The sequence below is a fragment of the Enterobacter cloacae complex sp. Mu1197 genome (assembly GCF_040059225.1).
Lineage (GTDB): Bacteria > Pseudomonadota > Gammaproteobacteria > Enterobacterales > Enterobacteriaceae > Enterobacter > Enterobacter quasiroggenkampii.
This window is the reverse complement of record NZ_CP157375.1, coordinates 3,408,844-3,435,339: the sequence shown is the minus strand read 5'-3', so window position 1 is coordinate 3,435,339 and position 26,496 is coordinate 3,408,844. Positions and strand designations below refer to the sequence as shown.

General features: G+C 57.9%; 23 protein-coding genes. 13 read left to right on the top strand and 10 right to left on the bottom strand.

Translation table 11 applies throughout. The features are described from left to right. Positions 1-15: 15 nt before the first annotated feature. Together uraA and ABFV38_RS16095 are read left to right on the top strand one after the other, a co-directional pair. Complete coding sequence (uraA, locus tag ABFV38_RS16100) at positions 16-1,305, top strand: uracil permease (RefSeq protein WP_032646790.1); 1,290 nt, start codon at positions 16-18, stop codon at positions 1,303-1,305. 95 nt (positions 1,306-1,400) lie between these two features. Then, the gene (locus tag ABFV38_RS16095) at positions 1,401-2,102 is read left to right on the top strand and encodes a DnaA inactivator Hda (RefSeq protein WP_213014348.1); all 702 of its coding nucleotides are present in this window, start codon (positions 1,401-1,403) and stop codon (positions 2,100-2,102) included. 84 nt (positions 2,103-2,186) lie between these two features. On the opposite strand, the gene arsC is transcribed toward ABFV38_RS16095, so the two are convergent. Together arsC and bepA are read right to left on the bottom strand one after the other, a co-directional pair. Beyond that, on the bottom strand, positions 2,187-2,543 hold the full coding sequence (gene arsC / locus ABFV38_RS16090) for an arsenate reductase (glutaredoxin) (RefSeq protein WP_032675303.1): 357 nt from the start codon (positions 2,541-2,543) through the stop codon (positions 2,187-2,189). Positions 2,544-2,561: 18 nt separating this feature from the next. Then, positions 2,562-4,025: a beta-barrel assembly-enhancing protease gene (bepA, locus tag ABFV38_RS16085; RefSeq protein WP_348957563.1), complete on the bottom strand. Its 1,464-nt coding sequence runs from the start codon at positions 4,023-4,025 to the stop codon at positions 2,562-2,564. A gap of 221 nt (positions 4,026-4,246) precedes the next feature. Here bepA and ABFV38_RS16080 point away from each other — a divergent pair, with 221 nt between their 5' ends. Beyond that, entirely contained in the window at positions 4,247-5,311 is a 1,065-nt protein-coding gene (locus tag ABFV38_RS16080; protein WP_045908583.1) for an AI-2E family transporter, read from the top strand. A gap of 83 nt (positions 5,312-5,394) precedes the next feature. Here the strand turns inward: ABFV38_RS16080 and bcp are convergent, their stop codons facing one another. Both bcp and ABFV38_RS16070 read right to left on the bottom strand, forming a co-directional pair. After that, the gene (gene bcp, locus ABFV38_RS16075; protein WP_008501635.1) at positions 5,395-5,865 is read right to left on the bottom strand and encodes a thioredoxin-dependent thiol peroxidase; all 471 of its coding nucleotides are present in this window, start codon (positions 5,863-5,865) and stop codon (positions 5,395-5,397) included. Next, a complete protein-coding gene (locus ABFV38_RS16070) occupies positions 5,865-6,434 on the bottom strand; it encodes a glycine cleavage system transcriptional repressor (protein ID WP_023325845.1) in 570 nt (189 codons plus the stop codon). The genes bcp and ABFV38_RS16070 overlap by 1 nt, the downstream gene beginning before the upstream one ends. Before the next feature lie 145 nt (positions 6,435-6,579). Here ABFV38_RS16070 and dapA point away from each other — a divergent pair, with 145 nt between their 5' ends. From dapA to ypfH, 6 genes are all read left to right on the top strand, one after another. Further along, complete coding sequence (gene dapA, locus ABFV38_RS16065; RefSeq protein ID WP_008501633.1) at positions 6,580-7,458, top strand: 4-hydroxy-tetrahydrodipicolinate synthase; 879 nt, start codon at positions 6,580-6,582, stop codon at positions 7,456-7,458. A gap of 16 nt (positions 7,459-7,474) precedes the next feature. Further along, positions 7,475-8,509: an outer membrane protein assembly factor BamC gene (gene bamC / locus ABFV38_RS16060; RefSeq protein WP_028016136.1), complete on the top strand. Its 1,035-nt coding sequence runs from the start codon at positions 7,475-7,477 to the stop codon at positions 8,507-8,509. A 109-nt stretch (positions 8,510-8,618) separates the two neighbouring features. Continuing rightward, positions 8,619-9,332: a phosphoribosylaminoimidazolesuccinocarboxamide synthase gene (purC, locus tag ABFV38_RS16055; protein WP_008501631.1), complete on the top strand. Its 714-nt coding sequence runs from the start codon at positions 8,619-8,621 to the stop codon at positions 9,330-9,332. Between the two features lie 120 nt (positions 9,333-9,452). Next, positions 9,453-10,319: a neutral zinc metallopeptidase gene (locus ABFV38_RS16050; protein WP_126289279.1), complete on the top strand. Its 867-nt coding sequence runs from the start codon at positions 9,453-9,455 to the stop codon at positions 10,317-10,319. Continuing rightward, a complete protein-coding gene (locus ABFV38_RS16045; protein WP_348957562.1) occupies positions 10,319-12,265 on the top strand; it encodes a GNAT family N-acetyltransferase in 1,947 nt (648 codons plus the stop codon). The genes ABFV38_RS16050 and ABFV38_RS16045 overlap by 1 nt, the downstream gene beginning before the upstream one ends. 73 nt (positions 12,266-12,338) lie before the next feature. Then, positions 12,339-13,034, top strand: a complete 696-nt coding sequence (gene ypfH / locus ABFV38_RS16040; RefSeq protein ID WP_048029615.1) for an esterase — start codon at positions 12,339-12,341, stop codon at positions 13,032-13,034. Positions 13,035-13,072: 38 nt separating this feature from the next. On the opposite strand, the gene ABFV38_RS16035 is transcribed toward ypfH, so the two are convergent. Genes ABFV38_RS16035 through ABFV38_RS16025 form a run of 3 tightly spaced genes read right to left on the bottom strand, consistent with a single transcriptional unit; the run spans position 13,073 to position 14,783 of the window. Further along, positions 13,073-13,270, bottom strand: coding sequence for a YpfN family protein (locus ABFV38_RS16035; RefSeq protein ID WP_008501627.1), 198 nt, complete (start codon positions 13,268-13,270; stop codon positions 13,073-13,075). A gap of 24 nt (positions 13,271-13,294) precedes the next feature. Next, positions 13,295-14,422 (bottom strand): succinyl-diaminopimelate desuccinylase, encoded by a 1,128-nt coding sequence (gene dapE, locus ABFV38_RS16030; RefSeq protein ID WP_023294260.1) that lies wholly within the window; start codon positions 14,420-14,422, stop codon positions 13,295-13,297. Positions 14,423-14,432: 10 nt separating this feature from the next. Continuing rightward, the gene (locus ABFV38_RS16025) at positions 14,433-14,783 is read right to left on the bottom strand and encodes an ArsC family reductase (RefSeq protein ID WP_348957561.1); all 351 of its coding nucleotides are present in this window, start codon (positions 14,781-14,783) and stop codon (positions 14,433-14,435) included. Positions 14,784-15,170: 387 nt separating this feature from the next. Here ABFV38_RS16025 and ypfM point away from each other — a divergent pair, with 387 nt between their 5' ends. Further along, complete coding sequence (ypfM, locus tag ABFV38_RS16020) at positions 15,171-15,230, top strand: protein YpfM (protein ID WP_015572204.1); 60 nt, start codon at positions 15,171-15,173, stop codon at positions 15,228-15,230. Positions 15,231-15,339: 109 nt separating this feature from the next. Here ypfM and acrD read toward each other — a convergent pair whose 3' ends face one another. Next, positions 15,340-18,453 carry a multidrug efflux RND transporter permease AcrD gene (gene acrD / locus ABFV38_RS16015; protein WP_008501624.1) on the bottom strand — a complete coding sequence of 1,038 codons (3,114 nt, stop codon included), beginning with the start codon at positions 18,451-18,453 and terminating at the stop codon, positions 15,340-15,342. Positions 18,454-18,595: 142 nt separating this feature from the next. Continuing rightward, positions 18,596-20,290 carry a nitrate/nitrite two-component system sensor histidine kinase NarQ gene (gene narQ / locus ABFV38_RS16010; protein ID WP_348957560.1) on the bottom strand — a complete coding sequence of 565 codons (1,695 nt, stop codon included), beginning with the start codon at positions 20,288-20,290 and terminating at the stop codon, positions 18,596-18,598. Between the two features lie 152 nt (positions 20,291-20,442). Between narQ and aegA the strand changes: the two genes are divergently transcribed. The 3 genes from aegA (at position 20,443) to ABFV38_RS15995 (ending at position 24,227) form a co-directional block, all read left to right on the top strand. Beyond that, complete coding sequence (aegA, locus tag ABFV38_RS16005) at positions 20,443-22,422, top strand: formate-dependent uric acid utilization protein AegA (RefSeq protein ID WP_348957559.1); 1,980 nt, start codon at positions 20,443-20,445, stop codon at positions 22,420-22,422. 66 nt (positions 22,423-22,488) lie between these two features. Continuing rightward, entirely contained in the window at positions 22,489-23,082 is a 594-nt protein-coding gene (gene nudK / locus ABFV38_RS16000; protein WP_348957558.1) for a GDP-mannose pyrophosphatase NudK, read from the top strand. A 101-nt stretch (positions 23,083-23,183) separates the two neighbouring features. Further along, the gene (locus tag ABFV38_RS15995; protein ID WP_126534719.1) at positions 23,184-24,227 is read left to right on the top strand and encodes a DUF1176 domain-containing protein; all 1,044 of its coding nucleotides are present in this window, start codon (positions 23,184-23,186) and stop codon (positions 24,225-24,227) included. Positions 24,228-24,489: 262 nt separating this feature from the next. Here ABFV38_RS15995 and tkt read toward each other — a convergent pair whose 3' ends face one another. Next, positions 24,490-26,478: a transketolase gene (gene tkt / locus ABFV38_RS15990; RefSeq protein ID WP_167211847.1), complete on the bottom strand. Its 1,989-nt coding sequence runs from the start codon at positions 26,476-26,478 to the stop codon at positions 24,490-24,492. Positions 26,479-26,496: the final 18 nt, after the last annotated feature.

Sequence of the window (26,496 nt, the reverse complement as noted above, 5' to 3'; positions counted from 1 at the left end):
TCAGAGGAAAACACTATGACGCGCCGTGCTATCGGGGTGAGTGAAAGACCGCCGCTTTTACAGACTATCCCGCTTAGTTTGCAGCACCTGTTCGCCATGTTTGGCGCAACCGTGCTGGTGCCAATCCTGTTCCACATTAACCCGGCAACCGTGCTGCTGTTCAACGGCATTGGTACGCTGCTGTACCTCTTTATCTGTAAAGGCAAAATCCCGGCGTATCTCGGGTCGAGCTTCGCCTTTATCTCTCCGGTGTTATTGTTGCTGCCGCTGGGTTATGAGGTCGCGCTGGGCGGCTTTATCATGTGTGGCGTGCTGTTCTGCCTGGTCTCCTTCATCGTGAAGAAAGCCGGGACCGGCTGGCTGGACGTGATGTTCCCACCAGCGGCGATGGGCGCCATCGTGGCCGTCATCGGTCTCGAACTGGCGGGCGTGGCGGCGAATATGGCCGGTCTGCTGCCTGCTGACGGCCAGTCACCGGATTCCAAAACCATTATCATCTCGCTGGTAACGCTGGGCGTAACGGTGTTTGGCTCCGTGCTGTTCCGCGGCTTTATGGCGATTATCCCGATCCTGATCGGCGTGCTGGCGGGCTACGCGCTCTCCTTCGTGATGGGCGTGGTGGACACCACCCCGATTGCCGAGGCGCACTGGTTCGCGCTGCCAACCTTCTACACGCCGCGTTTCGAATGGTTTGCGATCTTCACCATTCTGCCTGCGGCGCTGGTGGTGATTGCGGAGCACGTCGGCCACCTGGTGGTAACGGCGAACATCGTTAAGCGCGATTTAATCCGCGATCCGGGCCTGCACCGCTCCATGTTTGCGAACGGTTTCTCCACCATCATCTCCGGTTTCTTTGGGTCTACGCCAAACACCACCTACGGTGAAAACATCGGCGTGATGGCGATTACCCGCGTTTACAGCACCTGGGTTATCGGCGGCGCGGCGATCATTGCCATTCTGCTCTCCTGCGTCGGCAAGCTGGCTGCAGCGATTCAGATCATCCCGGTTCCGGTGATGGGTGGCGTGTCTCTGCTGCTGTACGGAGTAATTGGTGCCTCCGGTATTCGCGTGCTGATTGAATCTAAAGTGGATTACAGCAAGGCGCAGAACCTGATCCTGACGTCGGTGATCCTGATTATCGGCGTGAGCGGCGCGAAGGTGCACATCGGCGCGGCCGAGCTGAAAGGCATGGCGCTGGCAACCATCGTCGGCGTGGGCCTGAGCCTGATTTTCAAGCTGATCTCCGTGATCCGTCCGGAAGAGGTGGTGCTGGACGCTGACGAAAGCGAAAAAGCGTCACACTGATCCTATAACCGGGCGGACGATCCGCCCGGTTCTCTCCTTGCAGGTTCCGTGTTAAACTCCATGCCGATTTTATGTCAGATCTGGTTGAGGTACTTCTGAACGGACCGGCACAGCTCTCTCTGCCACTCTATCTCCCTGACGACGAAACGTTTGCGAGTTTCTGGCCGGGTGATAACCCCTCTTTACTGGCTGCACTGCAAAACGTGCTGCGTCAGGAACACAGCGGATACATCTATATCTGGTCACGCGAAGGCGCGGGGCGCAGCCACCTGCTGCATGCCGCCTGCGCGGAGCTCTCTGCGCGCGGTGATGCGGTAGGCTATGTGCCGCTGGATAAACGAACCTGGTTTGTCCCTGACGTGCTGGAGGGGATGGAACATCTCTCCCTGGTCTGCATCGATAACATCGAATGCGTGGCGGGGGATGAGCCGTGGGAAATGGCGATCTTTAACCTCTACAACCGCATTCTGGAATCGGGCAAAACCCGGCTGCTGATCACCGGCGATCGTCCGCCTCGCCAGCTGAATCTGGGACTGCCGGATCTGGCGTCTCGCCTGGACTGGGGCCAAATCTATAAGCTTCAGCCGCTGTCGGACGAAGATAAGCTTCAGGCGCTACAGCTGCGTGCAAAGCAGCGCGGCTTTGAGCTGCCGGAAGACGTGGGCCGTTTCCTGCTGAAGCGGCTGGATCGTGAAATGCGTACGCTGTTTGACACGCTGGATCAGCTCGATCGCGCCTCCATTACCGCCCAGCGCAAGCTGACCATTCCGTTTGTGAAAGATATTCTGAAGCTATAGTTGTGCCGGGTGGCGGCTGCGCCTTACCCGGCCTACATATGGTACCCGTAGGCCCGCTAAGCGCAGCGCCACCGGGCGAAACCATCAGAGGATCTCGAGCACGTCTTCCGGCGGGCGTCCAATGCGCGCCTGGCCGTTCGCCACGACAATCGGGCGCTCAATCAGCTTTGGATTTTCAACCATCGCCTGTATCAGCTGAGCCTCGGAGAGACGGCTGTCATCCAGGTTAAGCGACGTATACAGATCTTCTTTCTTGCGCATCAGATCCCGCGCACTGCCCATGCCCAGCATATGCAGCAGCTGGCGGAGGGTCTGCGCGTCCGGTGGGGTGTCGAGGTACAGCACCACCTCCGGCTCCACGCCGTTAGACTTCAGCAGGCTCAGGGTATCGCGGCTCTTGGAGCAGCGCGGGTTGTGGTAAATTTTTACGGCGTCTGTCATGACGTGAATTCTCCTTGATTACATCTTCTCGTACGGCTTGAAGCGCTGCTGCAGGCCGCGAAGCTGATCGATACGCGCGTCGTATCGGGCCTGCTGGAGGCTGCCGAGTTTGACCTGCGAGCTGGCGCTACTGAGCGCGGAAATGGCCTGATCGAGTCGCCCCACCAGGGCAAACCCTTCTGCGCGTGCCGCCAGCTCCTGATCGCGGTTGCCGAGCTGGGCTTCCGCCTGAGCGAGCAGATCCCAGCCGTTTTGATCGTCTTTATTATTAAAGGTGTAGCGGTTCAGGATGGTCGCCGCTTCACCCGGCTGGCCGCCCTGCAAGTAAGCGTTCGCCAGGTTAAGCTGCAGCACCGGGTTGGTACGGACGTCTTTTGCCCCTTTCAGGCGGTTAATCGCATCGGCAGGCTTCTTCTGCCCCAGATCGATATCCGTCGACAGATCGAGGTACCACGGGTTGTTTGGGTCGGCAGCCAGAAGCGGCTGCAGCGCCCTACGCGCCTCGTCGTATTTGCTGGCTTCCATCGCCTGGAGCGCCTGACCATACTGCGCGGCGTTCTTCTCGCGCACGTTGCCTTTCGCCAGGGTATCCAGCAGGTCGCTGGTGAGCTGGTTACGCCCGGAATTGTACATCCCCAGCGTTCTCACTTTCGCCATGTAGAAATCCTGCGAAGACTGGACCACGACCGGGCGCATCTGGTTGGCACGGTTACGCGCGTCCGACAGACGGCTTTCAGGCAGCGGGTGCGTGAGCAAAATTTCCGGTGGACGGGAAGAATAACGCGCCTGATCGAGCAGTTTTTCGAGGAAGCTCGGCATGGCCTGCGGGTCAAAGCCTGAACGCTGTAACACCTGGATGCCGATGCGGTCTGCTTCCTGCTCGTTCTGCTGGGTAAAGCTGATCATCCCCTGGCGCGTTCCTGCCAGCGTACCGGTCAGCGCTGCCATCCCGGCTTGTGGGCTGGCCATCGCCAGCAGAATCGATCCCAGTGCGCCCACCCAGGTAAGGGGAGCGTTACGTTTCTGGTCTTCCATCGCACGCGCCAGGTGACGCTGCGTGACGTGCGAAATTTCGTGCGCCATCACCGAGGCCAGCTGGCTTTCGTTGTCTGAGTAACGGAATAACGCCGAATGCAGCACCACGTTACCGCCAAAGAAGGCGAAGGCGTTGATTTCGTCGTTATTGATTAAATAGAAATGGAAGGGGGTTCTGACCGAATCGGCGTGCGCCACCAGACGCATTCCCAACCCGTTTATGTACTGTACCAGCAAAGGGTCGTTAATCAGCGGGGCGCTGCCGCGCAGCTGGCGAACATAGTAATCCCCCATTTGCATCTCTTGCCCAATAGAGAGCGTGCTTCCTGCTGTGGTGCCCATGTCCGGCAATGTATCGGACGAGTCAGCAAAAGCGGGCAACACCTGACCGACCGTCACCGCGGCAATCAGTGTTGCAACCAGTGTTTTTCTCAATTGCCTGAACATAACCACTGTCCTGTATGTTGGATGTGCTAATTTGACCGATGAACCGGCATATCGTTCATCTCTGCTGCCCTGCGAGTGTAGCCGTGTTGTAGCATGAAGAAAATCCCATTCATCAGGCTTTTGCGGATTGCGATCGGGATACAAAAAGCGAAAGTCTTTTTTGTGACAGTTAGATACAATTCACCGTCTCACTCCCGCCATTCGATTCAGGGAAGGGTTGTATGCTCGAAATGTTAATGCAGTGGTACCGGCGTCGCTTCAGCGACCCGGAAGCCATTGCTTTGTTGGTTATTCTGGTTGCCGGGTTCGGTATCCTGTTCTTCTTTAGCGGTCTGCTCGCCCCTCTGCTGGTGGCGATTGTGCTGGCGTACCTGCTGGAGTGGCCCACGGCGCGCCTGGAACATATCGGCTGTTCCCGCCGCTGGGCGACCAGCATCGTGCTGGTGCTGTTTGTTGGCATCCTGCTACTGATGGCCTTTGTGGTGATGCCGGTTGCCTGGCAACAGGGAATCAACCTGATCCGCGATATGCCCGGCATGTTGAACAAACTCTCTGATTTCGCCGCCACGCTGCCGCGCCGTTATCCTGCGCTGATGGATGCCGGGATTATCGACGCGATGGCCGAAAACATGCGCGCCCGCATCATGACGATGGGCGATTCAGTGGTGAAGTACTCGCTGGCGTCCCTGGTCGGACTGCTGACGCTGGCGGTCTACCTTGTGCTGGTGCCGCTGATGGTCTTCTTCCTGGTGAAAGATAAAGACCAGATGCTCAACGCCGTGCGCCGTATCCTGCCGCGCAACCGTGGGCTGGCGGGGCAGGTCTGGGAAGAGATGAACCAGCAGATCACCAACTACATTCGCGGCAAGGTGCTGGAGATGATTGTCGTGGGGGTCGCCACCTGGATTGGCTTCCTGATTTTCGGCCTGAACTACTCGCTGCTGCTGGCGGTGCTGGTGGGGTTATCGGTCCTGATCCCGTATATCGGCGCGTTTGTGGTGACCATTCCGGTGGTTGGCGTGGCGTTGTTCCAGTTTGGGCTGGGGACCGAGTTCTGGAGCTGCTTCGCGGTGTACCTGATTATTCAGGGGCTGGACGGTAACCTGCTGGTACCGGTGCTGTTCTCCGAAGCGGTAAACCTGCATCCGCTGGTGATTATCTTATCGGTGGTGATTTTCGGCGGGCTGTGGGGATTCTGGGGCGTGTTCTTCGCCATTCCGCTGGCAACGCTGATTAAAGCGGTCGTCCACGCGTGGCCGGATGTGCCGGCGGTAGAAGAGCAGTAAGTTTAGCCGGGTGGCGCTGCGCTTACCCGGCCGACTTATCCTTGTAGGTCGGGTAAGGCGAAGCCGCCACCCGACACTCACTTTCAGGCACTTTCTTTCAGCCAGTTCAACACCACGTCGTGGTGGTTGCTGGTTTTGAAGTCGTCAAACACGTGTTCAACTTTACCGTCAGCGTCAATCAGGAAGCTGATGCGGTGAATGCCGTCGTAGGTTTTACCCATAAACGTCTTCTCGCCCCAAACGCCGAACTGCTCGCAAACCTGATGATCTTCATCAGAAAGCAGCGTGAAGTTCAGCAGCTCTTTTTCAGCAAATCGTGACAGCTTTTCTGGTTTATCGGTGCTGATACCCAGCACTTCCACGCCGACTTTCTTCAACTCATCCATGTTGTCGCGTAAGCCGCAGGCCTGTACGGTGCAGCCGGGGGTCATGGCTTTCGGGTAGAAATAGACCAGAACACGCTGTCCCTGGAAGTCGGTCAAATTTACTTGCTCGCCGTCTTGATCCGGTAAGCTAAATTTCGGTGCGATGTCACCGGCTTTCAGTGGATTCATTACTCAACTCCATCCTGTTCGTGCTGCGAATAATTGACGACGCTTATACTGCCCTGCGCGTTTAATTCTGTACAGAGGGCTTTGAACGCTTGCTCGATATTTGACGCATCCTGTGATGCAGGACTGTGCGCGGTAATTTGAATAAAGAGCGTGGGAACCGTGCTTGCGTCGCCCGGCTGTGTGCGGGAAACGAGCTCGGCGATGTTCATCTGATGGCTGTCAAACAGCGCGGTGAAGCGCTCAATCAGATGCGGAGAATCAGGCACTTCAACCTGCACCCAGACGGTAGAAGGCATAGCTGGACGCGGTCGCGCGGTGGTGCGCTTCATGACGATCAGCAAGTCCAGCTCGGCGCCTTTCAGCGGCAGGGTCGATTCAATCAACGTGATGGCGTTCCATGTCCCGGAAAGCAACATAATGAATGTGAACTCTTCGCCGAGCATGGCCAGACGGCTGTCTTCGATATTACAGCCGCAGCTGCTTACGTGGCGGGTGATGGTGTTCACGATACCCGGCCTGTCGGCACCCAGCGCAGTGATAACCAGGTAATGTTGTGATGAGGTTGTCAAACCTGTTCTTCCTTTGCATGGTTAAGTCTTCCTAAGGAAAGCATAAAAAAAACATGCATACAACCGCCTGAGGGCCTCAGGTCGCTTGCTTTTATTACAGTTCCAAACGTACCATTGAGACTCTTGTTCGCACAGAGGATGGCTCATGTTCACGGGAAGTATTGTCGCGCTTGTAACACCGATGGATGAAAAAGGTAACGTCTGCCGGTCTAGCATGAAGAAGCTGATTGATTACCATGTCGCCAATGGAACCTCGGCGATCGTTTCGGTAGGGACTACCGGTGAATCTGCAACGCTGAGCCACGACGAGCACGGCGATGTGGTTATGCTGACCCTGGAACTGGCTGACGGACGTATTCCGGTCATCGCGGGCACAGGCGCGAATGCCACCGCAGAAGCGATCAGCCTGACTAAACGTTTTAACGACAGCGGCATTGTCGGCTGTCTGACGGTGACCCCTTACTACAACCGTCCCACTCAGGAAGGTTTGTTCCAGCACTTCAAAGCCATCGCTGAACATACTGACTTGCCACAAATTCTGTATAATGTGCCGTCCCGTACCGGTTGCGATATGCTGCCGGAAACCGTTGGCCGTCTCTCGGAAGTAAAAAATATTATCGGTATTAAAGAGGCGACAGGGAACTTAAGCCGCGTTCATCAGATCAAAGAGCTGGTTTCAGACGACTTTATCCTGTTGAGCGGTGATGATGCGACCGCGCTGGACTTTATGCAGCTCGGTGGTCATGGCGTGATCTCCGTAACGGCAAACGTTGCGGCGCGCGACATGGCTGAAATGTGCAAACTGGCCGCGGCCGGTCACTTTGATGAAGCGCGTGTCATCAATCAGCGTCTGATGCCGCTGCACAATAAATTATTTGTCGAACCCAATCCGATCCCAGTGAAATGGGCATGTAAGGAGTTGGGGCTTGTAGCAACCGACACGCTGCGTCTGCCAATGACACCGATTACCGACCACGGTCGTGATATCGTCAGGGCAGCGCTGAAGCATGCCGGTTTGCTGTAGAGTTTAGGGAGATTTGATGGCTTATTCAGTACAGAAGTCGCGCCTGGCGAAGGTTGCGAGTGTTTCGCTTGTTATGCTGCTCGCTGCCTGTAGTTCAGACTCGCGCTACAAGCGCCAGGTGAGCGGTGATGAATCCTATCTGGATGCGACCCCGCTTGCTGAACTTCACGCACCGGCTGGTATGATCCTGCCGATTCAGAACGGCGATTATAATATTCCCGTGACCAACGGCAGCGGCCTGGTCGGTAAAGCGCTTGATATTCGTCCACCAGCACAGCCTCTGGCGCTGGTTAACGGGGCGCGTACCCAGTTCACCGGTGATACCGCGTCTCTGATGGTTGAGAGCGCGCGCGGTAGCACGCTGTGGCCACAGGTTGTCAGCGTTATTCAGTCGAAGAACTACACCATCGATAAACGCGATGACGCCAGCCAGACGTTAACCACCGACTGGATCGAATGGAACCGTCTGGATGAAGATCAGCAGTACCGCGGTCGCTATCAAGTCTCCGTAAAACCACAGGGTTACCAGCAGGCGGTCAACGTTAAGCTGTTGAACCTGGAGCAGGCGGGTAAACCGGTTGCGGATGCCTCGTCCCTGCAGCGTTACAGCACCGAAATGCTGAACGTGATTGCCGCAGGTCTGGATAAAACCGCGACCGATGCCGCCAACGCCGCACAGAGCCGCAACGGTGTAACCTTCGATGTCCAGAGCGGCGCGGATGATACCGGCCTGCCAATGCTGGTGGTGCGCGCACCGTTTAACCAGACCTGGCAGCGTCTGCCAGCGACGCTGGAAAAAGTGGGCATGAAAGTCACTGACAGCACCCGCTCAACCGGCAGCATAACGGCAACCTATAAGCCGCTCTCCGACAGCGCGTGGCAGGAACTGGGTGCGAAAGATCCTCAGCTTGCCTCCGGTGACTACAAAATTCAGGTCGGTGACCTTGATAACCGCAGTAGCCTGCAGTTTATCGATCCAAAAGGTCACACGCTGACCCAGTCGCAGAACGATGCGCTGGTCGCTGTCTTCCAGGCAGCATTCAGCAAATAAATACGAGGGCTGGTGAATCCAGCCCTTTTTATTTTCGTGCTACGCAAACGTGTGCGTGGCATAATATCCCCAGTTTTGAACACAAATCATCACACCAGGAGTAATGAAGATGCAGAAGCAAGCTGAGTTGTATCGTGGCAAAGCGAAGACCGTATACAGCACGGAAAACCCGGATCTGTTGGTGCTCGAGTTCCGCAATGATACGTCAGCAGGGGATGGCGCACGCATTGAGCAGTTCGATCGTAAAGGCATGGTGAACAACAAGTTCAACCACTTCATTATGACCAAACTGGCCGAAGCGGGTATCCCGACTCAGATGGAAGCGTTGCTGTCCGATACGGAATGTCTGGTGAAAAAACTGGATATGGTTCCGGTTGAGTGCGTTATTCGTAACCGTGCGGCGGGCTCCCTGGTGAAGCGTCTGGGCATTGAAGAAGGTATCGAACTGAATCCACCGCTGTTCGATCTGTTCCTGAAAAACGACGCCATGCACGACCCGATGGTCAATGATTCCTACTGCGAAACCTTCGGCTGGGTGAACAAAGAGAACCTGGCGCGCATGAAAGAGCTGACCTACAAAGCCAACGACGTGCTGAAAAAATTGTTTGATGACGCGGGCCTGATCCTCGTCGACTTCAAGCTGGAGTTTGGTCTGTTCAAAGGCGAAGTGGTGCTGGGCGATGAGTTCTCACCGGACGGCAGCCGCCTGTGGGACAAAGAAACCCTGGATAAAATGGACAAAGACCGTTTCCGTCAGAGCCTGGGTGGCCTGATTGAAGCCTACGAAGCGGTTGCTCACCGTTTAGGCGTTAAGCTCGACTAACTCCCTCACTTGCCAAAGGATGTTCGCATCCTTTGGCGTCTTACCTTTGTTTCCTATGGTAATCTTGTCGTTAACCGCCTACGATCATAGCTATTATAAATGGAATAGTTCGAGGTGGTTATGCGCTGGCAAGGGCGTCGTGAAAGTGACAATGTAGAAGACAGACGCAGTGATGGCGGCGGCGGTCCTTCCATGGGGGGACCCGGCTTCCGTTTACCCAGCGGCAAGGGCGGTATCATCCTGCTGATAGTGGTGCTGGTCGCGGGGTATTACGGCGTCGATCTCACCGGGTTAATGACCGGTCAGCCGCTGCAACAGCAGCATTCTCAGCGCTCCATCAGCCCGAATGAAGATGAAGCGGCCAAATTTACCTCCGTGATCCTCGCCACAACGGAAGATACCTGGGGTCAGCTGTTTGAGAAAATGGGGCGCACCTACCAGCAGCCGAAGCTGGTGATGTACCGGGGCGCCACCCGCACCGGATGCGGTACCGGACAGTCCGTGATGGGGCCGTTCTACTGCCCGGCGGACGGCACCGTCTATATCGATCTCTCCTTTTACGATGACATGAAACGCAAGCTTGGCGCTGACGGCGATTTTGCCCAGGGCTACGTGATCGCGCATGAAGTCGGCCATCACGTGCAAAAGCTGCTGGGGATTGAGCCAAAAGTGCGCCAGCTCCAGCAAAATGCGTCTCAGGCGGAAGTGAACCGCCTGTCCGTCAAAATGGAGCTGCAGGCGGACTGCTTCGCGGGCGTCTGGGGCCACAGCATGCAGCAGCAGGGCGTGCTGGAATCCGGCGATCTTGAGGAGGCGCTGAATGCCGCTCAGGCGATCGGTGACGACCGCCTTCAGCAGCAGAGCCAGGGGCGCGTCGTGCCGGACAGCTTCACCCACGGTACATCACAGCAGCGCTACAGCTGGTTTAAACGCGGTTTCGACAGCGGCGACCCGGCGCAGTGTAATACCTTCGGCAAAGCGATGTAATGCTGGCGTTTGATCAGCTGATACGCGAGCTTGAGCGCACCGGCCATCGTCGGCTGGTGGTGCTCAGCGGTGAAGCGCAGTGGACCTTGAGTCAGGCGACTGACCTGCGTAATACCCTGCCGGGAGACTGGCTGTGGCTGGATGATAATCCCTCTAAAGCCCTCAGCGGACTGCTGGGACGCGAATATCGGCATGCTGTCTTTGACGCGCGCGCCGGGTTTGACGTCTCAGCGTTCGCCGCGCTCAGCGGAACGCTGCGCGCCGGAAGCCTCCTTGTGCTGCTGGTTCCTCCGCTTGCTGACTGGGCCGACAGGCCAGACAGCGATTCTTTGCGCTGGAGCGACAGCGCGGAGCCGATCGCCACTCCACACTTTGTGCACCACTTCTGTCGGACGCTTGCCACCGATTCGGATGCGATTGTCTGGCAGCAGCATCGTCCCTTGTCCGTTTCCGTTGCGCCGGATTTACCCGCCTGGCAGCCTGCCAGCGGCGCACCGCAGCGTGAGCAGGCAGAGATCCTCGACGCGCTTCTGACCATGCCTGCGGGCATTGCCGCGGTAACGGCACCGCGCGGGCGCGGAAAGTCAGCGCTGGCGGGGATGCTGCTCAGTAGCATTCAGGGGCGTGCGGTGGTCACGGCACCGGCTAAAGGGGCAACGGATGTCATCGCGCGCTTTGCGGGCGAGCATTTCCACTTTATGGCCCCGGATGCGCTGCTGGCCTCCACGCTGCAGGCCGACTGGCTGATTGTCGATGAAGCGGCTGCCATCCCGGGCCCGCTGCTGGAGAAGCTGGTCACGCGCTTTCCGCGCGTAGTGTTAACCACCACGGTTCAGGGCTATGAAGGGACGGGCAGGGGGTTCCTGCTGAAGTTCTGCGCCCGTTTTAGCGGACTGCGGCATTATGCCTTATCGACCCCCATTCGCTGGGCTGCCGGATGTCCGCTTGAGCGGTTCGTGGCGAATGCTCTGTTATTTGATGATGCGCTTATCGACCGCAAACCGGAAGGCGACGTGCGTATAACGCCGCTGGCGCCGCGGATGTGGGAGAGCGACCCGGCACGCGTGGCAAGCGTGTATGAACTGCTGTGTGCGGCACACTACCGTACTTCACCGCTCGATTTACGCCGGATGATGGACGCGCCCGGCCAGCACTTTGCTGTTGCCGGGACGGAGGCAGAGATTGCAGGCGCGCTCTGGCTGGTGGAAGAGGGCGGGTTGTCCCCTGAGCTTAGCCGCGCCGTGTGGGCGGGATACCGGCGTCCACGCGGGAATCTCGTGGCGCAGTCCCTGGCGGCGCACGGCGGCTCTCCGCTCGCGGCAACGCTGAAAGGGCGACGGGTTAGCCGCATTGCGGTTCACCCCCTGCGCCAGCGGGAAGGCATCGGGCAACGGCTTATCCGTAGCGCCCGCGGGGAAGATTATCTGTCGGTGAGTTTCGGTTATACCGACGAGCTGTGGCATTTCTGGCAGCGGTGCGGGTTTGTGCTGGTGCGGATGGGGAGCCATCGGGAAGCCAGCAGTGGCTGCTACACGGCGATGGCGCTGCTGCCGCTGAGCGAGGCAGGGCATCGGCTGTGCGCGCAGGAACATCAGCGTTTGTGCCGGGATATGCGCGTCCTGTCGGCCTGGAACGGTGAAAAGATCCCGGTGGACGACGGCTGGGAAGCTACCCTTAATAGTGATGACTGGCGGGAGCTGGCGGGGTTTGCGTTTGCCCATCGCGCGTTTTCAACCTCGGTTGCCGCGCTGACGCGGTTGTTGCTCACCGTTGATATGCCGCTTCCGGCCCTGCGGGGGAAAATGGCAGGGAAAACGGATGAGGTCGGGCGAAAAGCGTTGCTGGTCAAGCTGCGCAGTGAAACCGCGCAAGCGCTTGAAAGCCTTGATTATCCCCGCTGCCAGCAGTTGAAGGAAGCCATTTTGCAATGGCAATTTTTTCAATGACTTCTTCAGTAAAGTGGCATGGTCATTCCCGCCGGGAGGCGTAGAATCCAGGTCATCTATTAAGGAGACCACCATGAAACACGACCATTTTGTTGTTCAAAGCCCTGACAAACCGGCTAAACAGTTACTGCTTCTGTTTCATGGGGTTGGCGATAATGCCGTTAATATGGGTCAGATTGGCAGCTGGTTTGCGCCCGTTTTTCCGGAGGCATTGATTGTTAGCATTGGTGGCGTAGAGCCATGCGGCCCGAACGGGCGCCAGTGGTTCTCGGTTCAGGGCGTGACGGAAGAGAACCGTCAGGCGCGCATTGATGCCATCATGCCGACCTTTATCGAGGTCGTCCGCTACTGGCAGCAGCAGAGCGGCGTAGGAGCCGATGCCACCGCGCTGATTGGCTTCTCGCAGGGGTCAATCATGTCGCTGGAAAGCGTAAAGGCGCAGCCAGGTCTGGTGTCACGGGTGATCGCGTTTAACGGCCGTTTTGCGACGTTACCGACAAGCGCAACCACGCAGACCACGATCCACTTAATCCACGGCGGTGAAGACCGGGTGATTGAACTCTCGCATGCGGTTGCTGCCCAGGAAGCGCTGATTCGGGAAGGTGGGGATGTGACGCTGGATATTGTTGACGATCTGGGCCACGCCATTGACGACCGCAGCATGCAGTTTGCGCTCGATCGTTTACGCTATACCGTACCGAAGCACTACTTTGATGAAGCGCTCAGCGGCGGTAAGCCGGATAATGATGATATTGTTGAGTTTATGTGAGGTTATCCCCTCTCCACAGGAGAGGGGATACAGACCGGTTACTTCTTCTGGTCTTTCTTCGGCCAGTCGTCGTCATCGTCCCACTTGTCGTTGAAATCACGGTGCGGGGGAAGATCCGGTTTGTTGGCGAGAAATTTTTTATGGTCCACGCGCTTAAGGTCTTTAATCACGTTAAGCAGTACGCCGACCAGAAAAACCAACACCAGAACCCACCAGTACTTTGAAAGCCAATCCATTCGCTATTCCTCTCAGAGCGTTCGTCAGGCGACGATTTGCTCCATAATACGTTGATACATACGGGCCAGCAGTTGTAAATCTGCCGCATTGACACACTCATTTATTTTATGAATGGTTGCGTTCACTGGCCCCAGTTCGACAACCTGAGCACCCATACGGGCGATAAAGCGTCCGTCTGAGGTACCACCCGTTGTCAGCAGCTGTGGCTTAATTTCATTATAGTGCTCGATGGCGTTCACCACCGCATCCACCAGTTTGCCACGCTGCGTCAGGAACGGCTGGCCGGAAAGCCACCACTCCACGGTATAGCGCAGCTGATATTTTTCCAGCAGGGCGATAACGCGCGCCTTGATCATTTCATCGGTCAGTTCCGTGCTGAAGCGGAAGTTGAACTGGACGAAATAATCCCCCGGGATCACGTTATTGCTGCCGGTCCCGGCCTTGACGTTTGCTATCTGCATGCTGGTCGGCGGGAAGAACTCGTTGCCCTTATCCCACTCAATCGCCACCAGCTCGCTCAGCATTGGCGCGGCGCGGTGAACCGGGTTATCGGCGAGATGCGGATACGCAACGTGGCCCTGAACGCCGTGAATGGTCAGGTTACAGGTCAGCGAGCCACGGCGTCCGTTTTTGACGACGTCACCCACCACTTCGGTGCTGGACGGCTCACCGACCAGACAGTAGTCGAGACGCTCGTTGCGTGCCATCAGCGCTTCAACGACCTTTACGGTACCGTTGTGCGCGCTGGCTTCTTCGTCGGAGGTGATCAAAAACGCGAGACGGTTTTTGTGGTTCGGATGCTGCGCCACAAAGCGCTCTGCCGCCACGACCATCGCCGCCAGAGAGCCTTTCATGTCTGCCGCGCCGCGACCAAACAGCATGCCATCCCGAATGGTCGGCTCAAACGGCGGGTTAATCCAGCGATCCGCGTCACCGGCGGGAACGACGTCAGTATGCCCGGCGAAGGCCAGCGTTTCGCCCTGTCCGCGCCACGCCCAGAAGTTCTGGGTATCGCCAAAATCCATGCGTTCAACGGTAAAACCGATGGCGCGCAGGCGTTCAATCATAAGAGCCTGACAACCTGCGTCGTCCGGGCTAAGGGAAGGACGGCGAATAAGCTGCTGAGTCAGCTCAATGACCGGGCATGACATAAACTACACCTCAACGAAAAAAGTCGGAATAAAGGGTTTCACTGAAACCCAGCAGCATAGGCTGCCCTGGCGCGCAGAGCAATGGGCGTTTGATAATTGCCGGCATTTCGAGCATCAGTTTTGCCGCGCTGTCGGCATCTTTGATGCTGGCGCGCAGAGAGTCGTCCAGTTTACGCCAGGTGGTACCGCGGGTGTTCAGCAGGGCTTCCCAGCCCAGTTCGCGAATAGCGCTATACAGAAATTCTGCATCGAGCCCATCGGCACGGTAATCGTGGAAGCGGTACTCCACGCTGTTAGCGTCCAGCCAGCGGCGGGCTTTTTTGATGGTGTCGCAATTTTTAATGCCGTACATCACAACCATGGTGAATCCTTTTGATGTTCTGATAATTAAATGTTCAGTAAATTCGAAGATATATCCTTAAGTGGAATATAACACATTCAGGAATTGTCTGGATTAATGCGCCTGCTTAATTCAACTCACAACTGTACGCTGAATATTCTTTCATCATTTAAGCATAGATGTCCATAAACTTTAAAAACCCAATAAACTCAGCCAATAAAATAAAACTCACCCGTTCGTAGGGTTATTTCAAAATATTGCTGGCCGTCACAAAAAATTGAGGGCTCTCCGTTCATATTTATCATAAATCCCCGCAGGACGTGGGGTACAATCACAGCAATTGGTTAAATAGTCTTCACAATGATGGTACGTTTTTGTAGAATGCGCATAATAATAAGAGAGGTTGTTATGATTGAACGTGAACTGGGGAACTGGAAAGATTTTATCGAAGGCATGCTTCGTAAATGACATTCAGTAAGAATTGCAAGAGCACTAAAATAAGTAAAATAACCATAGTGTGAATTAATCACACAGTAAAAAGGCGGCCGATAAAGCCGCCTTTTTTTATTTCAACCACTTACTCAGGACGTTCCTTTAGCGGGAAGCGGCGACGCACCAGCACAAAGAACAGCGGAACGAAGTAAATGGCCAGGATGGTGGCCGAAATCATGCCGCCCATCACCCCTGTGCCGACGGCATGCTGGCTGCTGGAGCCTGCGCCGGTGCTGGTCGCCATCGGCAGTACACCAAAAATAAACGCCAGCGATGTCATCAGGATCGGACGCAGGCGCTGACGGCAGGCGTGCAGCGTGGCGGCCATCAGTTCGTGGCCTTTGGCATTCATCTCGTTGGCAAACTCAACGATCAGAATGGCGTTTTTCGCCGATAGCCCAATGACGGTGAGCAGGCCCACCTGGAAGTAAACATCGTTCTCCAGGCCGCGCATCCAGGTCGCGAGCAGCGCACCGATAACCCCAAGGGGCACGACCAGCATGACCGAGAATGGGACCGACCAGCTCTCATACAGGGCGGCAAGGCAGAGGAAGACCACCAGCAGCGAGAGCGCGTAAAGGGCGGGGGCCTGCGCCCCTGAGAGACGCTCCTGGTAAGACATGGCCGTCCACTCGAGACCAAAACCGGCGGGCAGCTGTTGCACCAGTTTTTCCATGGTGTCCATGGCGGTACCGGTGCTGACGCCCGGCGCGGCTTCTCCGACGATTTCAACCGCAGAATAGCCGTTATAGCGTTCCAGGCGTGGCGATCCGCTCTCCCAGTGCGAACTGGCAAAGGCGGAGAACGGCACCATGCCGCCAGCATTATTTCTGACAAACCAGCGGTTAATATCATCCGGCAGCATGCGGAACGGCGCGGCGGACTGGACATACACTTTTTTCACGCGGCCGCGATCCATAAAGTCATTCACATAGCTCGACCCCCACGCCGTTTGCAGGGTGTCGTTGATATCGTTGATCGAGACGCCCAGCGCCTGCGCCTTACGCTGGTCGATATCCACCTGAAGCTGCGGGCTGTCGTCGAGGCCGTTATGGCGAACGCGGGTCAGGCCAGGATCGTTGCCTGCCAGCGCTAACAGCTTATCGCGTGCCGCCATCAGCGCCGTATGGCCTGCACCGGCGTGATCCTGCAGCTCCATATCGAACCCGGCGGAACTGCCCAGCCCGCTTATCGCCGGAGGACTGCTGGCAAAGACGCGCGCCTCTTTGATGTGCGCAAAGGCTTTTGTCGCACGTTCAATGATGGCAAACGAGGTGCCCGTCCGGGTATCGCGCTCGTCCCAGTCCTTCAGGCGAACAAACATGCGGGCGACGTTCTGTCCGTTTCCGCCCGGGCCGGAGCCGACGGTGGAGAAGACCGACACTACGTTATCTTTCTCTTTGGTGAAGAAGTACTGTTCCACTTTCTGCACCACTTTCAGCGTCTGCTGCTGCGTTGCGCCGCTCGGAAGCTGCACCGAGGTGGTGAACATCCCCCGGTCTTCCATCGGCAGGAACGAGGTGGGCAGGTGCAGGAACAGCCAGACCATGCCGCCCAGCAGCACAACGTAAATCATCATCCAGCGCAGGCTGCGGTGCAGTACGCGACCAACGGCAGATTCATACCGCGCGGCGTTGCGGTTGAACATGCGGTTAAACCAGCCGAAGAACCCTTTCTGCCCGTGATGCTCTCCTTTGTGCAGCGGTTTCAGAATGGTGGCGCAGAGCGCGGGGGTGAGGATCAGCGCGACCAGCACCGAGAGCACCATCGCCGAGACGATGGTGATCGAGAACTGGCGGTAAATCGCCCCGGTGGTGCCGCCAAAGAAGGCCATCGGGATAAAGACGGCCGACAGCACCATCGCAATCCCGACCAGCGCCCCCTGAATTTGCCCCATGGACTTGCGCGTCGCCTGGCGCGGAGAGAGCCCTTCTTCGCTCATGATGCGCTCGACGTTTTCAACTACCACGATGGCATCATCCACCAGAAGGCCGATTGCCAGCACCATCGCAAACATCGTCAGGGTATTAATGCTGTACCCGAAGGCGTAGAGCACCGCAAAGGTCCCCAGCAACACCACGGGGACGGCAATGGTGGGGATCAGCGTCGCGCGGAAGTTTTGCAGGAACAGGTACATGACCAGGAACACCAGCGCGATGGCTTCCAGCAGAGTCTTCACCACGTCCTCAATGGAGGCTTTTACGAAGGAGGTGGTTTCATAGGCGACTTTGTACTCCAGCCCGTGCGGGAAATACTGCGACAGCTCGTCCAGACGGTCTAACACCAGTTTTGCCGTCGCCATTTCGTTCGCGCCGGAGGCCAGTTTAATCCCCAGACCGGAGGCCTGATTGCCGTTAAAGCGGCTCAGGTAGTCGTATTTCTCCGCCCCCATCTCCACCGTGGCGACATCGCCGAGACGCACTTCCGACCCGTCCTGATTCACGCGCAGGGTGATATTGCGGAACTGGTCCGGCGTCTGCAGCAGGGATTGTGAATTAATGGTGGCGTTCAGGGCTTGCTTATCAACGGAAGGCGTTCCCCCCAGTTGCCCCACGGCAATCTGGGCGTTCTGGGCTTTGATAGCATCCGTCACGTCGGTTGCCGTCATCTGGTAGCTGTTCAGCTTGTTGGGATCGAGCCAGATACGCATGGAGTATTGTGAGCCATAGGCGTCGATATCCCCGACGCCGTTGATCCGGCTGATGGGATCCTGAATATTACTGGCGACGTAGTCCGCGATGTCCTGTTTATCCATCGAACCATCTGTCGAGACAAAGGCGATGGTCAATATGTTGGTATCGCCGGTTTTGCGCACGGTCACGCCCTGGTTTTGCACCGCCTGGGGCAGCTTGCGCATGGCCGACTGCAGCTGGTTTTGGACCTGCTGCACCGCTTCGTCCGGGTCGGTGCCCGCCTTAAAGCTCAGGGTGACCGTCGCCTGTCCCGTGGCGCTGCTTTGCGAGGACATGTACATCAGGTTATCCAGACCCGTCATGTTCTGCTCGATAACCTGCGTCACGGTATTTTCCAGCGTCTGTGCCGACGCGCCGGGGTAGTTTGCGGTGACGCGCACGTTCGGCGGTGCCAGGTCGGGGTATTGCTCAACGGGAAGTGAAGTAATCGCCAGGACGCCTGTCAGACACAACAGGATGGCAAGCACCCAGGCAAAAATGGGGCGATCGATGAAAAAATTCGCCATGAAAGTGTGACCTCGTTTTGCTGCACGTCATTATTGTTTATTGCCCGCATAACTTTAGCGGTAAGGCCCAGGTCAAACGTGGAGAAATAAAGGAGATAGTGTAAATTATCATGCGCTTTTCCCTGCGCTTCCCTCTTTACCGTTATTTACCCGTAAACGGCGTGGGCGCCGGGAACGTCACGCTGACCAGCGTGCCGCCGTTTTGCGGCTGTGAAAAGTGCAGCACTCCTCCAAGCCGCTGCGCGCGTTCGCGCATAATGTTCAGCCCGTAATGTCCCGGCGGCTCGCTGGCTTCGCCAATCCCGATGCCGTTGTCGCGAATGCTGACGCTGTGCGTACCGTCCGCTGCGGTCACGCAGCTGACGGTGATTTCGCTTGCCTGCGCGTGCTTAATGGCGTTCAACACCGCCTCACGCACGATCTGCAGCAAATGCACCTGCTTTTGCGCGTCGAGCGCCAGCGAGGAGAGGCGGCAGTCGAGATGCAGTTTCGCCTGCGTCTGGCTCTGCAGCCCGTCGAGGGACTCCTGCAGCGCCGCGGGTAAATTCGCATGGTTCAACGTCAGGCGGAAGGTGGTCAGCAGCTCGCGAAGCTGCTGCCAGGCGTTGTTCAGCTCACGGGAGAAGTCGGTGATAATGGCCTGCGCTTGGGTATTTTCTTCCGGCACGGCGCGTTTGAGCAGCGCAAGCTGAATGCGCAGATACGACAGCACCTGCGCCAGCGAATCGTGCAGCTCGCGGGCAATGGTGGCGCGCTCTTCCATCAGCAGCAGCTGCTGGTAATGCTTTTGCGCCTGGTTAAAGTACAGCCCGCGTCCGAGCATGGTCGCCACGCTTCTCATCAGCGGAAGGGGGACGCTGTCCGCCTCGCTTTGCCAGCGCAGTTCGCCGTAGAGCGTGTCCTGCATCAGTACCGGCAGGTTTTGCAGAGGGATACCCTCAGCCTCCGTCCCTTCACACAGCCGCCAGTCGTCGCTGGTGCGCAGTTCCAGATAATTCATCTGCGTATAGTCATGGACAATCTGCAGGATATGCCGGAAACAGTGGCTGTCTATCTGGCCGGTATTGAGCGCCTGCGAGCACTTGAACAGCATGTCGAGCTGCTGGTGGGCTTCGTGCAGGTGCCGCGTCTTTTCCGCAACCGAGGCTTCGAGCGAACGGTAGAGTGTATCGAGCTCGGCCGACATGTGGTTAAAGGCGCGCGAAAGCTGGCCCAGCTCGTTCGGCAGGGCGCTATCCGGCGCAGGAGTGGCAAATTCGCCGCGCTCAATGCGTTCGCTGGCCGCCACCAGGTTATTCAGCGGCAGCACCACCTGACGACGGATGCGTCGCAGGGTAAACAGCGTCAGCAGCAGGATCCCGAGTGCGCCAGCCAGCGAGAGCAGGGTGACCGTCTGAATTTTATGTTCGGTGTAGTGCTGGAGGGCGAGCACAAAGGCATCAATGCGGCCGACAAAATCTTCAATATTGCGTTGATACCACGCGCTGTCGCCGCGGGCGATGCGCGCATCCATCTCCTGCCAGGCCACATGCAGCTGCTGATAGCGTGCTTTCACATTGTCCGGGACGTACCAGCGGTTCAGCTTCTGCAGGGCAGGCGCGCCGAGCGTCTGTTGCCAGCTCTCGCGATGTGCCGCAAGGGAAGGGCTGTTGCGCTGCATCTCGTAGCCCAGACGATAGCTCTGCATGCGCAGCGAACCGGCGATATTAATGGCTTCGGCATCGCGCTGGCTGCTGGCCAGCGTCAGCAGCGCGACGGTGCTGCTGAGCACGGATAGGGCAATGATCGAAAAGAAAGCCCAGGCAAGGCTTCCGGAAACAGGTCGTTTAACGGTCACAGAACGGCTCTCTGAATAAAATTGATCTGCCACAGGTTCACTGGAAATAATTGGGCGTTCAGGGCATTTGAACATTGCCCGATCGCACCGTGATGCGTAAATACCATACTCTTATAAAGAGAAAGGTTATTGAACCAAAAACAGGTGTGGTTATGAATCGTTTTATTATGGCTAACAGCCAGCAGTGCATTGGGTGTCGCGCCTGCGAAGTGGCCTGCGTGATGGCGCACAACGATGAGCAGCATGTCCTGAGCGAGCGCCATTTTCATCCCCGTATCACGGTCCTGAGATCCGGCGAGAAGAGCCGCCCGGTGACCTGCCATCATTGCGAAAATGCACCCTGCGCGCAAAGCTGCCCGAACGGCGCCATCAGCAAATGCGATGACAGCGTACAGGTGAATCAACAAAAATGCATCGGCTGTAAGGCCTGCGTGGTGGCCTGCCCGTTTGGCACGATGGAGATTATCGTCACCCCGCTCGACAACGGCAGCGTGAAGGCCTCGGCGAATAAATGCGATCTCTGCCTGACGCGTCCACACGGGCCGGCCTGTATCGCAAATTGCCCCGCAGATGTCCTCTCTCTGGCGACGCCTGCCGTGCTGGATAATCTGGCGAAATCGCGCCGACAGCGCACGGCCTGCCTGGAGGCGCAACCCTGGCATGGTGCCGACGCCGTCAGCGTGGACGCGCCGCATACCAAACTGCAGCAGATGCAGGCGACGGCGCCCCGCGGCGAGCCCGATAAGCTGGCTGCCGCCGAACGCGTGAGCCATTTTAGCGAAATTTACCTGTCGTTCCGGGCCGAACAGGCCAACCGCGAGGCGTCGCGCTGCCTGAAGTGCGGCGAGCACAGCATTTGCGAATGGACCTGCCCGCTGCATAACCACATTCCGCAGTGGATTGAGCGCCTCAACGCGGGGGATATCACCGGCGCGGCTGAGCTTTCTCATCAGACCAACTGTTTACCTGAAATTACCGGCCGCGTCTGTCCGCAGGACCGGTTATGCGAGGGGGCCTGCACGCTGCGTGAAGCGGCGGGCGCCGTGACCATCGGCAACATCGAGCGCTATATCGCCGATCGGGCGCTGGCGATGGACTGGCGGCCGGATATGTCCGCCGTCACGCCGTCAGGTAAACGTGTCGCGATTGTCGGCGCGGGGCCCGCCGGGCTGGCGTGCGCCGACGTGCTGGCGCGCCACGGCGTGAGCGTGACGGTCTATGACCGGCATCCGGAGATCGGCGGTTTGCTGACCTTTGGCATCCCGGCATTTAAGCTCGACAAATCGCTGCTCGCGCGGCGCAGAGAGATATTTACCGCGATGGGGATCCGCTTCGAGCTGAACTGCGAGGTGGGCCAGGACGTGTCGATGTCACAGCTAAAGCACGATTACGACGCCCTGTTTATTGGGGTGGGAACCTATCGTTCGATGAAGGCGGGTATCCCGAACGAGGACGCGCCAGGGGTCTACGACGCGCTGCCTTTCCTGGTGGGCAACACGCGGCATGTTATGGGGCTGGAGGCGACGGCCAGCGAACCGTTCATCGACACCCGTGGCCTGAACGTGGTGGTGCTGGGCGGAGGCGACACCGCGATGGACTGCGTCCGCACTGCGTTACGCCACGGGGCGGCAAACGTCACTTGCGCCTATCGTCGGGATGAGGCCAACATGCCAGGCTCGAAGAAAGAGGTGAAGAACGCCAGAGAAGAGGGGGCCGCGTTTGAGTTTAACGTTCAGCCGGTTGAGCTGACGCTGGATCCGAACGGTAAGGTCAACGGTATCCGGATGCTGCGAACCGTGCTCGGTGAACCGGATGCGCAGGGACGGCGTCGGCCCGTTCCGGTGGCGGGCAGCGAGTTTGTGATGGACGCGGATGCGGTCATCATGGCGTTTGGTTTTAATCCGCACGCGATGCCCTGGCTGCAGGCGCAGGGGGTTGAAACGGACGAGTGGGGACGGATCGTGGCCTCGGTCGAGAGCCGCTACCGTTACCAGACGACCAACCCGCAGATCTTCGCCGGGGGCGATGCGGTACGCGGCGCGGATTTGGTGGTGACCGCGATGGCGGAAGGACGTCATGCCGCGCAAGGAATACTCGACTGGCTGGGAGGTAATGCGCCACAGCATCATTAATCCGGCGGGCGACAAAGCGGGATTCACGGCGTAGTATAGGACGACTCATTGTGTCGTGGAGCCCGTATGACCCTGAAAATAGACGTTATCAAAGACAAAATTCTCTCTGAAAACTACTTTGTCCTGCGTAACATCACCTACGATCTGACGCGTAACAACGGTGAAGTGATCCGCCACAGGCGCGAGGTCTACGACCGCGGCAACGGGGCAACTATCCTGCTCTATAATCGTGAAAAGCAGAGCGTGGTGCTGATCCGCCAGTTCAGGGTGGCAACGTGGGTCAATGGCAACCCGGACGGACGTCTGATTGAAACCTGCGCGGGCCTGCTCGATGACGATGAGCCTGAAGTCTGCATCCGCAAAGAGGCCGTCGAAGAGACCGGCTTCGAAGTGGGCGAGGTCAAAAAGGTCTTCGAGCTGTTTATGTCGCCGGGCGGCGTGACGGAAATCGTCCATTTCTTCATCGCGGAATACAGCGACGCGCAGCGCACTCACCGGGGCGGCGGCGTAGAGGATGAAGATATCGAAGTGCTGGAGCTTCCTTTTGCCCGGGCGCTGGAGATGGTGCGTTCAGGCGAAATCAGGGATGGTAAAGCGGTGATATTACTGCAGTATTTACAGACGACCGGGCTGATGAATCACCCTTTCGAACGGATATAGCCTGTTTTTCGGGTATATCTGATAAATCCGATTGAGCAACCCCGGCGGGAACACGAAGATACTGCCCAGTTACGCGTTTTCGTTCCGGGATTGTGCCATTCATGCGCTACAGCGTCTTTTTATTTTCCCTGTTTTATGTGCTCCTCGCGCCGCAGGTGCGGGCTGCACCCGCGCAGCAAGCCTTTTCTGACTGGCAGGTGACCTGCAATAACCAGAACTTTTGCCTTGCCCGCAACACGGGCGAACACCGTGGTCTGGTCATGACGCTCACCCGAAGCGCCGGGGCGAAAACGGATGCCACGCTGCGTATCGATCTCGGCGGGCTTGATACGCCTTCCGTGAAAGAGCCTGAGATTGCCCCCCGGCTGCTGCTGGATAATATTCCTCTGAAGCTGGACAAACAGCGCTGGCAACTCACGCCCTGGCATCTGAAAACGGACGATGCGACCACCATCACCGCCTTTCTGAAAAATATCCAGGAAGGGAAGGCCCTGACCCTTCGCGGCGGTAAGCAGGTGATTTCTCTGAGCGGTCTGAAAGCCGCGCTGCTGTTCATTGATGCGCAGCAAAAGCGCGTGGGCAGTGAAACCGCGTGGATCAGAAAAGGTGACGATCCGCCGTTAAGCGTACCGCCCGCACCCGCCCTGAAAAAGGTGGCGACCGTTAATCCTACCCCAACACCGCTTTCCCATGCCGAACTGAACGACCTGCTGGATTATGGCACCGGCAGGATGAACAGCAGCCAGTGCTCGCTGGATCCTAACCGCCGGGAAGTACGCGTCACCGCGTTGACCGATGACAAGGCGCTGCTGATCGTCAGCTGCGAGGCGGGGGCCTATAACACCGTCGATCTGGCGTGGCTGGTGTCACGTAAGAAACCGTTTTCTGCCCGCAGCGTCAGGCTGCGTCTGCCGTTTACGCCGTCAAGCGACAGCAGCGAAATAGAGTTGATGAACGCCAGCTTTGATGAGAAGACGCGCGAGCTGACCACGCTCTCGCTGGGGCGCGGTATGGGCGACTGTGGGTTCCAGACGCGCTGGCGGTTTGACGGCCAGCGTTTCCGCCTGGTGCGTTATGCTGAGGAACCCAGCTGCGATAACTGGAACGGGCCAGACGCCTGGCCCACGCTGTGGATCACGCGGTAGCTTTTTGCCGGGTGGCGCAGTTGCTTACCCGGCCTACGAATCTTGCGGTCTGTGGCAATGTGCCGGGTGGCGGCTTCGCCTTACCCGGCCTACAAATCTTGCGGTCTGTGGCAATGTGCCGGGTGGCGGCTTCGCCTTACCCGGCCTACGAATCATGCGGTCTGTGGCAATGTGCCGGGTGGCGGCTTCACCTTACCCGGCCTACAAAAAACCGAGCCGTAGGCCGGGTAAGCGATAGCGCCACCCGGCAACGCAGGCCGCACTACAGCACGCTCAGCGCCTTCTCCACCACGTTCTCAACGGTAAAGCCGAAGTACGGGAACAGCTTATCGGCAGGGGCGGACTCACCGTAGCCCCGCATGCCCACAATCGCTCCTTTGAGCCCGACATACTTGTACCAGTAGTCGGCAATACCGGCCTCCACCGCCACGCGCGCCGCGACGCTGGACGGCAGGACCGATTCCCGGTACGCCTCGTCCTGGGCGTCAAAGATATCCGTGGAAGGCAGGGAGACGACCCGCACCGCGTGGCCTTCGGCGGTCAGTTTCTCCGCCGCTTTCACCGTGATTTCTACCTCTGAACCGGTCGCAATCAGGATCACGTCCGGCTTGCCGCCGCTGTCTTTCAGGATATAGCCGCCGCGAGCGATGTTTTTCACCTGCTCTGGCGTGCGCTCTATCTGCGCCAGGTTCTGGCGTGACAGAATCAGTGCCGTCGGACCGTTATGGCGTTCTACCGCCAGCTTCCAGCCCACCGCCGCTTCGACCTGATCGCAGGGACGCCAGGTGCTGAAGTTTGGCGTCAGGCGCAGGCTCGCCAGCTGTTCAACCGCCTGATGGGTGGGGCCGTCTTCTCCCAGACCGATGGAGTCGTGGGTATAGACCATAATTTGCCGCGCCTTCATCAGCGCTGCCATGCGCGCCGCGTTCCGGGCGTACTCGACGAACATCAGGAAGGTGGCGGTGTAGGGCACGAAGCCGCCGTGGTGAGCGATGCCGTTGGCGATCGCGGTCATCCCGAACTCGCGCACGCCGTAGTGGATATAGTTCCCGGCAATGTCCTCTTTCAGCGATTTCGAGCCCGACCAGATGGTCAGGTTACTCGGTGCCAGATCCGCCGAGCCGCCCAGCAGTTCAGGGAGAAGAGGGCCAATCGCATTCAGGGTGTTTTGCGACGCCTTACGGGTGGCGATTTTTGCCGGGTTGGACTGCAGGTTTTCAATCAGCGCCTGAGTTTTATCGTCCCAGTCCTCCGGCAGACCGCCGCTCATGCGGCGGGAAAACTCGGCGGCCAGATCCGGGTGCGCTTTTTTGTAGGCGGCAAACTTCTCGTTCCAGGCGTGCTGGGCTTTTTCACCCGCTTCACGCGCATCCCATGCTCTGTAGATCTCTTTCGGGATTTCAAATGGCGGGTATTTCCAGCCCAGCTTCTGGCGGGTCAGCGCCACTTCTTCGTCACCCAGCGCCGCGCCGTGCGCCTCTTCTTTGCCCGCCTTGTTCGGTGAACCGAAGCCGATAACCGTGCGGCAGATAATCAGGGACGGTTTGTCCTTCACGCTCTGCGCTTCCTGAATCGCTTTTTTCACCGCCTCAGGATCGTGGCCGTCGATCTCGTGGACCACGTGCCAGTGGTAGGCCTCGAAGCGTTTTGCCGTGTCGTCAGTGAACCAGCCTTCGGTTTCCCCGTCGATGGAGATGCCGTTGTGATCGTAGAACCCGATCAGCTTACCCAGCCCCAGGGTGCCCGCCAGGGAGCAGACCTCGTGGGAGATCCCCTCCATCAGACAGCCGTCACCCATAAACACGTAGGTGTAGTGATCGACAATCTCGTGATCCGGCTGGTTGAACTGTGCCGCCAGGGTACGCTCGGCAATCGCCAGCCCGACCGCATTTGCCAGCCCCTGACCGAGCGGCCCGGTGGTGGTCTCCACGCCCGGCGTATAGCCAATCTCCGGGTGTCCCGGGGTTTTGGAGTGCAGCTGGCGGAAGTTTTTCAGCTCCTCAAGCGGCAGATCGTAACCGGACAGGTGCAGCAGGCTGTAGAGCAGCATCGAGGCATGGCCGTTGGAGAGAATAAAGCGGTCACGGTCATACCAGGTGGGATCGTTGGGGTTGTGCTTCAGGAAGTCGTTCCACAGCACTTCGGCAATATCGGCCATGCCCATCGGTGCGCCGGGGTGGCCGGAATTGGCTTTCTGCACGGCATCCATGCTGAGGGCGCGGATGGCATTGGCGAGCTCTTTACGGGACATAGTTCACTCCGTGGCAAG